Origin of the sequence: Actinoplanes sp. NPDC020271, assembly GCF_044388125.1 — a bacterium.
GTDB lineage: Bacteria > Actinomycetota > Actinomycetes > Mycobacteriales > Micromonosporaceae > Actinoplanes.
Genome location: NZ_JBIRWQ010000010.1, coordinates 117,082 through 127,594 on the forward strand (window position 1 = coordinate 117,082; position 10,513 = coordinate 127,594).

General features: G+C 72.6%; 6 protein-coding genes and 1 riboswitch. Of the genes, 4 read left to right on the forward strand and 2 right to left on the reverse strand.

Annotated elements, in window-relative coordinates; all coding sequences use genetic code 11:
- Positions 1-6: 6 nt before the first annotated feature.
- Positions 7-3,543, reverse strand: coding sequence for a cobaltochelatase subunit CobN (gene cobN / locus ACH442_RS23000; RefSeq protein WP_396340135.1), 3,537 nt, complete (start codon positions 3,541-3,543; stop codon positions 7-9).
- A 31-nt stretch (positions 3,544-3,574) separates the two neighbouring features.
- A riboswitch (cobalamin riboswitch) is annotated at positions 3,575-3,708 on the reverse strand.
- Between the two features lie 159 nt (positions 3,709-3,867).
- Here cobN and ACH442_RS23005 point away from each other — a divergent pair.
- The 4 genes from ACH442_RS23005 (at position 3,868) to ACH442_RS23020 (ending at position 9,403) form a co-directional block, all read left to right on the forward strand.
- Positions 3,868-5,286 (forward strand): precorrin-3B synthase, encoded by a 1,419-nt coding sequence (locus tag ACH442_RS23005; protein WP_396340136.1) that lies wholly within the window; start codon positions 3,868-3,870, stop codon positions 5,284-5,286.
- Entirely contained in the window at positions 5,276-5,899 is a 624-nt protein-coding gene (locus ACH442_RS23010; RefSeq protein ID WP_396340137.1) for a precorrin-8X methylmutase, read from the forward strand. The genes ACH442_RS23005 and ACH442_RS23010 overlap by 11 nt, the downstream gene beginning before the upstream one ends.
- 24 nt (positions 5,900-5,923) lie before the next feature.
- On the forward strand, positions 5,924-7,693 hold the full coding sequence (locus ACH442_RS23015; RefSeq protein WP_396340138.1) for a precorrin-2 C(20)-methyltransferase: 1,770 nt from the start codon (positions 5,924-5,926) through the stop codon (positions 7,691-7,693).
- Positions 7,694-7,840: 147 nt separating this feature from the next.
- Positions 7,841-9,403 carry a cellulase family glycosylhydrolase gene (locus ACH442_RS23020; RefSeq protein WP_396340139.1) on the forward strand — a complete coding sequence of 521 codons (1,563 nt, stop codon included), beginning with the start codon at positions 7,841-7,843 and terminating at the stop codon, positions 9,401-9,403.
- Here ACH442_RS23020 and ACH442_RS23025 read toward each other — a convergent pair.
- Positions 9,343-10,512: a glycosyltransferase gene (locus ACH442_RS23025; protein ID WP_396340140.1), complete on the reverse strand. Its 1,170-nt coding sequence runs from the start codon at positions 10,510-10,512 to the stop codon at positions 9,343-9,345. The genes ACH442_RS23020 and ACH442_RS23025 overlap by 61 nt on opposite strands.
- Position 10,513 lies beyond the last annotated feature (1 nt).

The following is a 10,513-nucleotide window of genomic DNA, read 5'->3' on the forward strand; positions in this document are numbered from 1 at the left end:
CAGAACCTAGGCGGGGCCGTCCTCGAGGTCGCCCTCGGTCTCCAGGTAGAGCTGCTGGAGCGCGGCGAGGGTGTCCGGCGACGGGGAGTCCCAGAGTTTGCGCTCGGCCGCTTCCAGCAGGCGCTCGGTGATGCCGTGCAGCGCCCACGGGTTCGACTGTCGCATGAACTCCTGGTTCTCGGCGTCGAGCGCGTACGTCGTGGCGAGCTGCTCGTACATCCAGTCGGTGACGACCCCGGCGGTCGCGTCGTAACCGAAGAGGTAGTCGACGGTCGCGGCCAGCTCGAACGCGCCCTTGTAGCCGTGCCGGCGCATCGCGGCGATCCAGCGCGGGTTCACCACCCGGGCCCGGAAGATCCGCGCGGTCTCCTCGGTCAGGCTGCGGGTCCGCGTCGCGTCCGGGTTGGTCGAGTCACCGATGTACGCCGCGGGCGCCTTCCCGGTCAGCGCACGCACCGTGGCGATCATGCCGCCGTGGTACTGGAAGTAGTCGTCGGAGTCGGCGATGTCGTGCTCGCGGGTGTCGATGTTCTTGGCGGCGATGTCGATCCGCTTGTACGCGTTCTCCATGTCGCCCCGCGCCGGCACCCCGTCCAGGCCCCGGCCGTAGGCGAAGCCGCCCCAGACCGCGTAGACCTCGGCCAGGTCGGCGTCGTCGCGCCAGTTCCGGCTGTCGATCAGCGGCAGGATCCCCGCCCCGTACGCCCCCGGTCGCGACCCGAAGATCCGCATGGTGGCCCGCCGCCAGTCGCCGTGCTCACCCTGGTCGCGCAGCGCGTGCTCGCGGACGTGGTTCTCCGGCTCGTCGAGCTCGGCGATCATCCGGAACGCGTCGTCGAGCAGCGCCACGACGTGCGGGAACGCGTCGCGGAAGAAGCCGGAGATGCGCACGGTCACGTCGATCCGGGGGCGGCCCAGTTCCTCATGCCCGATCACTTCCAGACCGGTGACCCGCCGAGAGGCGGGATCCCAGACCGGCCGTACGCCGATGAGGGCCAGCACCTCGGCGATGTCGTCCCCGGCGGTGCGCATCGCACTGGTCCCCCACGCGGAGAGGCCGACCGATTTCGGCCAGTCGCCGTAGTCCTTGCGGTAGCGGGCGAGCAGCGAGTCGGCCATCGCCTGGCCGGTCTCCCACGCCAGGGAACTGGGGATCGCCTTCGGATCGACGGAGTAGAAGTTGCGGCCCGTGGGGAGCACGTTGATCAGGCCGCGCAGCGGGGAGCCGCTCGGGCCGGCCGGCACGTAGCCGCCGTCGAGGGCGTGCAGCACGTTGGTCAGCTCGTCCGTGGTCCGGGCGAGCCGGGGGACGATCTCACTCGCGGCGAACGCCAGCACCCGACGTACGTCGGAATTGTCTGTCAGGTGGGGAATCTCCGTCGGCCAGCCGGCCTCTTCCATGGCGGTGACCAGCGCCCGGGCCTGCTCCTCGACCGCGTCGGTCTCGGCCGTCGACGCGTCCTCGGCCAGGCCCAGGGCCTCGCGCAGACCGGGCAGTGCGGCGACCTGGCCGGCCCACATCTGCCGGGCCCGCAGCATCGCGAGGACCAGGTTGATCCGGGCCTCACCGGTCGGCGCGGCGCCGAGCACGTGCAGGCCGTCACGGATCTGCACGTCCTTGACCTCACACAGCCATCCGTCGATGTGCATGATGAAGTCGTCGAACTGCTCGTCGTCGGGCCGGTTCGACAGGCCCAAATCGTGGTCCATCTTCGCCGCCTGGATCAGCGTCCAGATCTGCGCGCGGATCGCCGGCAGCTTCGCCGGGTCGAGCGTGGCGATGTTGGCGTGCTCGTCGAGCAACTGCTCCAGACGGGCGATGTCGCCGTAGGACTCGGCCCGGGCCATCGGCGGGATCAGGTGGTCGACCAGCGTGGCGTGCGCCCGGCGCTTGGCCTGTGTGCCCTCGCCCGGGTCGTTGACCAGGAACGGGTAGATCAGCGGCAGGTCGCCGAGCGCCGCGTCGGTGCCGTCGGAGGCGGACATGCCCACGTTCTTGCCGGGCAGCCACTCGAGGTTGCCGTGCTTGCCGACGTGCACCACCGCGTGCGCGCCGAACTCGTCGGCCACCCAGCGGTAAGCGGCCAGGTAGTGGTGGCTCGGCGGCAGGTCAGGGTCGTGGTAGATGGCGACCGGGTTGGCGCCGAAACCGCGCGGGGGCTGGACCATCACCACGACGTTCTCGTCGCGGAGGGCGGCGAGCACGATGTCACCGTTGTCCACGTAGAGCGCACCGGGCGGCGGCCCCCAGTGCTGCTCGACGCTCTCCCGGAAGTCGTCGGGCAGCGTGTCGAACCAGGCCTTGTAGCGGGATTCCGGAATGCGCACCGGGTTGCCGGACAGCTGCTCCTCGGTCAGCCAGTCCGGGTCCTGCCCACCGGCGGCGATCAGCGTATGGATCAGGCCGTCGCCGTCGTAGGAACCGAAGTCCCCGATCTTGTAGCCCTTGTCGGCCAGCGCCGCGAGCAGCGCGACCGTCGACGCCGGGGTGTCCAGGCCGACCGCGTTGCCGATCCGCGAGTGCTTGGTCGGGTAGGCCGACAACATCAGCGCGATCTTGCGCTCGGCCGGCGGGATGTGGCGCAGTCGCGCGTGCGCGACCGCGATGCCGGCCACCCGGGACGCGCGCTCGGGATCGGCCACGTAGACCGAGAGGCCGTCCGGGTCGATCTCCTTGAACGAGAACGGGACCGTGATGATCCGGCCGTCGAACTCGGGGATCGCCACCTGGGTCGCCGCGTCCAGCGGGGACAGGCCGTCGTCGCTCGCCTGCCAGGCCGCGCGCGAGCTGGTCAGGCAGAGCCCCTGCAGGATCGGCACGTCCAGATCGGCCAGCACCCCGACATCCCACGCCTCGTCGTCGCCGCCGGCGCTGACCGTCGCCGGGCGGGTGCCGCCGGCCGCGAGAACCGTCACCACCAGCGCGTCCGCCTTGCGCAGCTCGGCCAGCAGCTCGGGCGCGGCGGTGCGCAGCGAGGACGTGAAGATCGGCAGCGGGTGGGCGCCCTTCGCCTCGATCGCCTGGCAGAGCGCCTCGACGAACGCGGTGTTCCCGGCCATGTGGTGGGCCCGGTAGTAGAGGACCGCGACGGTCGGCCGTGCGGTTTCCCGCGCCGGCTCGCGCGGCAGGATGCCCCACTGCGGGCTCTCGACCGGCGGCGCGAAACCGTTGCCGGTCAGCAGCACGGTGTCGGAGAGGAAGTCGTGCAGCGCGGCCAGATTCTCCCCGCCGCCCTGCGCGAGGTAGACGTGCGCGTCGGCGGCGATGCCGGCCGGGACCGAGGAGAGCTTCATCAGGTCGGCGTCGGGCTGCATCTCGCCGCCCAGCACGATCACCGGCAGGCTGCCGCCGAGCAGCTCGTCGAGGCCCTCCTCCCAGGCCCGGCGGCCGCCGAGGATGCGGACCACGACCAGCTCGACCCCGTCCAGCAGGGCCGGCAGATCCTCGACCCCGGTGCGGGCCGGGTTGCCGAGCCGCCAGGCCGAGCCGCTGGCCCGGGCGCTGAGCAGGTCCGTGTCGGACGTCGACAGCAGCAGAAACACGCGTGCGCTCCCCCTCGGGGTCCGCGCCCCGGGTAGTCATCGGCATGGCGACGGGAGTTCCTGGCTCCCGGGCCTCGCCAGAATCGGCTGAGCCCGGTGACAGTGGCGGGACCGCGCCGGACTCGCACCGGCTTCCTCCGCGGCGTCGCCGCTCGAATTCACTTGTTCCGCCACACGCTACTGGACGCCCGGACGTGACCGGGTCTCGATGCCCGGGCGGGGCCTGTGACACCGCTGACGAGGTGTGTGACGCCGCTGACGAAGTTGTGATGCTGCCGACCCGAGGATGCGTTCATGTCGGAGGCCGCCCGTAGTATCCGGGCCGTGACTCGCCTTCGTCAGTCGGACACCGACGCCTGCCCCGGCGCGCTGCGGCTCCACCCCGCGGCCGACGGGCTGCTGGCGCGGGTCCGGCTGCCCGGGGGCCTGCTGAGCGGCGCTCAGCTGCGGTCGCTGCGCGAGCTCGCCGAGGAGTTCGGCGACGGCCGGCTGGAGCTGACCTCCCGGGCCAACCTGCAGCTCAGAGCATTGAGAGCCGAGCAGACGGAGACCTTGGCGGCCCGCTTGCGCGCCGCCGGGCTGCTGCCGTCGTCAACCCACGATTCGGTACGGAACATTGCCGCCCCGCCGCTGGCCGCCGCTCCCCTGCGCCGGCTGGTGACCGAGCTGGACGCCGCGATCATCGCCGACCCCGGGCTGGCCGCGCTGCCGGGCAAGTTCCTGTTCGCGATCGGTCACGTGCCGCTCGCCGCGGATGTCGCCGCCGTGCCCGGTGGGGGCCGGTTCGCGCTGCGGTTCGGCGGCCACGACACCGGCCTGCGGGTGGACGCCGGGCGGGTGGTGGAGTCGCTGGTCGCGACGGGGCACGCGTTCCTGGCCGAGCGGGCGGCGCGGGTGCAGGCGGGCGGCGGGTCCGCCTGGCGGCTGCGGGAGCTGCCCGACGGACCGGAACGGGTCTCGCGGCGGGTCGCGGCGGCGCTCGGCGTCGTGCCGGTGAGCGTTCCGGCGACGGCCGTGCTCGACGTCGTCGAGCCGGGCGACCTCGTCGGCGTCGTGTCGATGCGCCCACCCGACGCTCTGGGCGACGGCGTGACCGGAAGCGATCAGTTCGCGGCGGGGGCGTCGGTGCCGCTGGGGCGGCTCGAGGGCGTACAGGTGAAGGCTCTTGAGGACGCGGAGCGTCTGGTCGTCACGCCGTGGCGTGGGATCGTGGTGCCCGATCTCGCCGAGACCGCGGCCCGGGCCTGGATCGGGCGGATGGACGCGGCCGGGCTGGTGGTGACGGCCTCCTCGCGGTGGAGCGGCGTGAGCGCGTGCGCGGGCCGGCCGGGCTGCGCGCGATCGCTGGCGGACGTGCGGGCGGACGCGGCCGCGGCGACCCGGTTCGCGCCGGGTCTGCCGGTGCACTGGGTGGGGTGCGAGCGGGCCTGCGGGAGCCCGGCCGGGCCGCACGTGCGAGCCGAGGCGACCACCGGCGGATATGCGGTGACCAGGCGCTCGGCGGACGGCACGCTGCTCAGCGGCTGCGGAGCCGACCCGGAGGACGCCGTGGGCGCGGGCGGGGCCGACGCGAGTGCGGGCGGGGCCGACGCGGGCCGGGACGACGCGGCCACGGACGACGAGAGTGCGGCCGGCGCGAGTGCGGCCGGCGCGAGTGCGGCCGGCGCGAGTGCGGCCGGCGCGAGTGCGGTTGGGCTGGCGGAGCTGGTGGCCGGGGCGAGGAGGGGTCCGAATGGCGTATGAGTACGAGCACGACGGCGCGGAGATCTACCGGCGGTCGTTCGCCACGATCCGGGCCGAGGCGGACCTGAGTGAGCTGCCGGAGGACGTGGCCCGCGTGGTGGTGCGGATGATCCACGCCTGCGGCATGGTCGACCTCGTGCAAGACGTCCGGTTCAGCCCAGGGGTGGTGACCGCGGCGCGCAAGGCGTTGCTCGACGGCGCGCCGATTCTCTGCGACGCGGAGATGGTGGCGTCCGGCGTGACCCGGAAGCGGCTGCCCGCGAACAACGAGGTGATCTGCACGTTGCGGGACCCGAGCGCGCCGGGGATCGCCGCGCGGATCGGCAACACCCGCAGCGCCGCCGCGATGGACCTGTGGGGTGACCGGCTGGGTGGGGCGGTCGTGGCGATCGGGAACGCGCCGACCGCGCTGTTCCGGCTGCTGGAGATGATCGAGGCGGGCGCACCGCGGCCGGCCGCGGTGCTCGGCATCCCGGTCGGCTTCATCGGGGCGGCGGAGTCCAAGGAGGCGCTCGCCGAGTCCGGCCTGGAGTATCTGATCGTGCGCGGCCGGCGCGGCGGCAGCGCGATGACCGCGGCCGCGGTGAACGCGCTGGCCTCGGAAACCGAATGAAACCCGGAAAGCGGATCTAGGACGATGACGAACGACGTGGTGGCCGGCCGGCTCTACGGGGTCGGGCTCGGGCCCGGCGACCCGGAGCTGGTCACGGTGAAGGCAGCGCGGCTGATCGAGGGCGCCGACGTGGTGGCGTACCACGCGGCGCGGCACGGGCGCAGCAACGCCCGGGCGATCGCCGCCGGCTACCTGCGGGAGGGGCAGATCGAGGAGGCCCTGATCTACCCGGTGACCACCGGGACCACCGATCACCCGGGCGGCTACCAGGGCGCGATCGACGAGTTCTACGAGCAGGCCGCGGCCCGGCTCGCCGCGCACCTGGACGCGGGACGTGACGTGGTGGTGCTGGCCGAGGGTGACCCGTTCTTCTACGGGTCCTACATGCACATGCACAAGCGGCTCGCGCACCGTTACGAGACGACCGTGGTCCCGGGTGTGACCAGTGTGAGCGCGGCCTCCGCGGTGCTGGGCCGCCCGCTGATGGAGCGCGACGAGGTGCTCACCGTGCTGCCCGGCACGCTGCCGCCGGACGAGTTGGCACGCCGGCTGGCGGGCACCGATTCGGCCGCGGTGATGAAGCTGGGCCGGACGTTCGGCGGGGTGCGGGACGCGTTGGAGGCGTCGGGGCGGCTGGGCGACGCGTTCTACGTGGAGCGGGCCACGATGGTGGCCGAGCGGGTCGGCCGGTTGTCCGAGATCGACCCGGAGACGGTGCCGTATTTCTCGCTGGCCCTGCTGCCGAGCCCGGCCGCGACCGCTTTCGTCGAGGAGCCGGCCGGGAACGGGCACACTCCCGAGCCGGCCGCAGAGCAACGCGCCGGCGAGGCGACCGGAGCGAGGCGCGCAGCCCGGGTGACAGCGCAGGACCGCACCGGCGAAGCGGGGCAAGCCGGGGTGACAGTGCAGGACCGCACCGGCGAAGCGGGGCAAGCCGGGGTGACAGCGCAGGACCGCACCGGCGAAGCGGGGCAAGCCGGGGTGACAGCGCAGGACCACACCGGCGAAGCTGCCGGGGAACGGATCGGCGCGGTGACCGTGGTCGGGCTGGGGCCGGGTGCGGCCGGCTGGCTGACCCCGGAGGCGCGGGAGGCGCTGACCGAGGCCGATGATCTGGTCGGCTACAAGACCTACGTGGACCGGGTGCCGGTCGACCCGCGCCAGGTGCGGCACGCCTCGGACAACAAGGTCGAGGCCGAGCGGGCCGCGTTCGCGCTGGACCTCGCGAAGCGCGGGCACCGGGTGGTGGTGGTCTCCTCCGGTGACCCGGGCGTGTTCGCGATGGCCGCCGCGGTGCTGGAGGTCGCCGAGGATCCGCAGTGGAAGGACGTCCCGGTCCGGATCGTCCCGGGCCTGACCGCGGCCCAGGCGGTGGCGAGCCGGGCGGGCGCGCCGCTGGGTCACGACTTCTGCATCATGTCGCTCTCCGACCGGTTGAAGCCGTGGTCGATCATCGAGACCCGCCTGGCCGGCGCCGCCGCCGCGGATCTGGTCGTGGCGATCTACAACCCGGCCTCGCAGACCCGGAAGGAGCAGCTGGTCCGGGCGCGGCAGGTGCTGCTGGAGCACCGGGCGGCGACCACCCCGGTGATCGTCGGGCGGGATGTCGGCGGTCCGGCGGAGTCGGTGCGGGTCACCACGCTGGGCGAGCTGGATCCGGCGACGGTCGACATGCGTTGCCTGCTGATCGTCGGCTCGTCCCAGACCAGGGCCGTGACCAGGGGCAACGGCGAGACCATCGTCTACACGCCGCGGCATTACCCGCAGGCACAGGTTGCGCACAGCGACGGCTGACCATCGGCCGGGGAGCGGGAGATCGATCACCCGCTCCCGTTTCGCACCGAGAGGCAACCGCATTGCATCGACGGTTGCCTGAGGTCACCGTGTCGTCGCGCCGATGGGAGGGGTCACCAGAAAGCTGACGCCGTGAGGGGCTTCCCAATGTCTTCTGTCGGTCGACGTGCCGCCATCGTTGCCTCTTCACTCCTTTTTTCGGTTCTCGCGCCGGCCGGGGCGGTCTCGGCCGCGACCAAGCCCGCACCGGTCAAGAAGCCGGCGGTCACGGCCGCACCGGTCAAGAAGCCGGCGGTCGAGAAGTCCACCGCCAAGCCGGCCACCACCACGACGAAGGCGGTCGCGGCGACGCTCGACGGCCGGCTGGCCGCGGTGAAGGCCGCCAAGACCATCAACTACTACCCGTCGAACGCCGGCTGGTCGGCGATGTGGACGAACTTCGATCCCCTCAAGATCGAGGCCGATCTGACCAAGGCGAAGGCGCTGGGCGCCGACAACGTGCGGGTGATCGTCTTCCCGACCGCGTTCGGCTATCCGGCGCCGAAGGCCGACTACGCGGCCAAGCTGAGCAAGTTCGTCAGCATCGCGGACGGCGAGGGCCTGACCGTGAAGCTGACGCTGTTCGACTGGTGGGCCGGCTACACCGACACGGCGGGCAGCGCGGCGTGGGCGAAGGCGGTGCTCACGCCGTACGCGAATGATCCCCGTGTCCTCTCGGTCGAGGTGCAGAACGAGTTCGACCCGACCGACTCCCGGGCCGTGACCTGGATCAAGAAGATCATCCCGGCGCTGCGGTCGGCGGTTCCGGCGATGCCGTTGACGGCGTCGGTCTCCGGGACGACCGGGCCGGACGGGCTGGCGCGGATCCGCACCGTGCTCGACGCGACGCCGCTCGATTACCTGGACTTCCACTTCTACGGCAATTCGGAGCGGGCGCTCGCCGAGATCCGCAAGGCGCAGGCGGCGGCCGGCTCGTTCCCGATCGTGATCGGGGAGACCGGGGTGAGCACCGCCTCCGGCAGCGAGGGCGATCAGGCCGCGTACCTGGCCCGGGTGTTCGCGGCGGCGCGGGTCGCCGGGGTCGGCTCGGTCGCGCCGTGGACGCTCTCCGACTTCGCCAGCGGCGCGATCCCGAGCAACTCGGCGGTCTCGAGGATCCCGGCGCAGTACAAGTTCGGCCTGTACCGGGCGGACGGTTCGGCCAAGGCCGCGGCCGACGTGGTACGGGCGTACTGGGCCGGTCAGGCTCTCACCAACAGTGTGCTGGACCTGGGCTTCGAGGCGAGCGCGGCGAACTCGCCGTGGCGTCCGTACCTGGCCGAGCTGGGTGCCGCCGACCGGGTCACCGGCATGGCGCACACCGGGACCGGCTCGGTGCGGTTCACCGACACCAGCCGCAGCGACGCCGGTCTGCCGTCGGTCCGGACCGCCCCGGTCCCGCCGGTGCAGGCCGGTCAGAAGTGGCACGCCGAGGTGTGGGCCAGGGGTCAGAACGTGACCGGCACCACCGCGATCGCGCTGAGCTGGTTCGACGCGAACGACAAGTGGCTGGGTCAGATGCAGTCGAAGGCGCTGCCGACCGGCACCACCGGCTGGACGAAGCTGACGGTGGACACGACCGCCCCGGCCGGGGCGGCCAGCGTCCAGCTTCACCTCAAGTCGGGCGAGAACAAGGGCATCGTATGGTTCGACGACGTGGCGATGTCCTGACCGATGCCGATCCGTTCGAACAGGCGGGCGTAGGCGTCCGTCGTGCGATCCCAGGACGACGGGTCCGCGTGCCGCCGGCCGATCAGGCCGGCGGCACCGGTGATCCCGGCGGCGAGCGCGGCCGGGTCCGCGGGAGGGACGAAAACCGTTCCCGCGTACGGCCCGGCCGCCTCGACCAGTCCGCCGACGGAGGTCACCACGACGGGCAGACCGTGGCTCATCGCGATGTGCAGGGGGCCGCTCGCCGAGCTGCGCCGGTAGGGCAGCACCACCGCGTCGGCGGCCGCGAAGTACTCGTTGACCTCGGCGTCGGGCACGTACCGGTTGACGAAGGTGATCCGGTCGCGGGCCGGTGACTCCTCGATGAGGCGCCCGGGCAGCGTCCAGCCCTCCCAGGTCTCCCCCACCACGGTCAGGTGGTGTTCCGGTCCGAGCGTCTCGAAGGCCTCGATCAGGTCTTCGAGACCCTTGTACGGCCGGATCGTCCCGAAGTACAACAGCCGCCGCACCCCGTCGCCGGGCGATGCCGGCGCGGCCGGGACGACGTGGTGGTCGAACGGGCCGTGCAGCGCGATCTCGGCCGGCACCCCGCCCAGGTCGTACGCGGAGGCGAGGGCGTCCCGGTCGAACGCCGAGTGCACCACCACCCCGGAGGTGCGGTTGAGCAGCGGCCGGATGGCGCCCCGCACGTACCGGGCGGCCCACCGGTGGCGCAGTTCCCCGGTGTCCTGCACCTCGTGGAACTCGATCACCACCCGGATCCCGAGGCGCCGCGCCGCGAGGGCCAGCACCAGGTACGAGTGCAGCACCGCCCCGGTCCACCACTGCAGCACCAGTACGTCCGGCTGCTGGGCGCGCAGGAACGCGACCGCCCGGGCCAGGCTCGGCACACCCCACCAGTCGACGCCGTCGAAGACCGGGACGCCGGCGTCGTACCGCAGGTCGCTGAGCTGCTGCCCGACGCGCTCGCGGCCGGGGTAGAGCCGGGCCGGCAGCAGTCGCCGCATCAGAATCGTGCTGACGTCGAAGCGCTCGTGCAGCGCGTTGCTGAGCCGGCAGGTGTAGTAGCTGATCCCGGAGAGGAAGTGCCAGCCCGAGCCGGCGATCACC

Bases quoted from the DNA above. Each gene is read 5' to 3' on its own strand.
- ACH442_RS23020 (WP_396340139.1), top strand. From the start codon at position 7,841: ATGTCTTCTGTCGGTCGACGTGCCGCCATCGTTGCCTCTTCACTCCTT.
- ACH442_RS23010 (WP_396340137.1), top strand. From the start codon at position 5,276: ATGGCGTATGAGTACGAGCACGACGGCGCGGAGATCTACCGGCGGTCG.
- ACH442_RS23015 (WP_396340138.1), top strand. From the start codon at position 5,924: ATGACGAACGACGTGGTGGCCGGCCGGCTCTACGGGGTCGGGCTCGGG.